Origin of the sequence: Paraburkholderia madseniana (assembly GCF_009690905.1) — a bacterium.
Taxonomy (GTDB): domain Bacteria; phylum Pseudomonadota; class Gammaproteobacteria; order Burkholderiales; family Burkholderiaceae; genus Paraburkholderia; species Paraburkholderia madseniana.
This window is the reverse complement of the sequence record NZ_VOSW01000334.1, coordinates 1-359: the sequence shown is the minus strand read 5'-3', so window position 1 is coordinate 359 and position 359 is coordinate 1. Positions and strand designations below refer to the sequence as shown.

The following is a 359-nucleotide window of genomic DNA, read 5'->3' as shown; positions in this document are numbered from 1 at the left end:
TAGAGCGTGTTAGGAACTTGGAAGTACTGGCACCGCGTGAACGAGCATGAGCATTGCGAAGACCACGAAATGCAACCCGGCAAGCGTTTCGGGTAGACGTTCATAGTCACGTGCGAGACGGCGGAAACGGTTGAGCCAGCCAAAGCTGCGCTCGACCACCCACCGCCGGGGTAGCAGTACAAAGCCCTTTTTCGCTTCCTCCAGTTTGATCACCTGCAGTTCGATGCCTTCATCGAGTGCGGCCTGCGCTGGCTCTTTGCCCGTGTATCCCTGATCGGCAAATGCCACCTTGACCGTGTGTCCCGTTACCTGCTGGACCTGACGCGCAAGCTCTGCTACCTGCGCACGCTCCTGCTCAT

General features: G+C 58.2%; 1 protein-coding gene. It reads right to left on the bottom strand.

Annotated features, from left to right (window positions below; translation table 11 throughout):
- Nucleotides 1–9 precede the first annotated feature (9 nt).
- A partial coding sequence (locus FSO04_RS47030; RefSeq protein WP_154568045.1) for a transposase occupies nt 10–359 on the bottom strand: 350 nt, incomplete at its 5' end.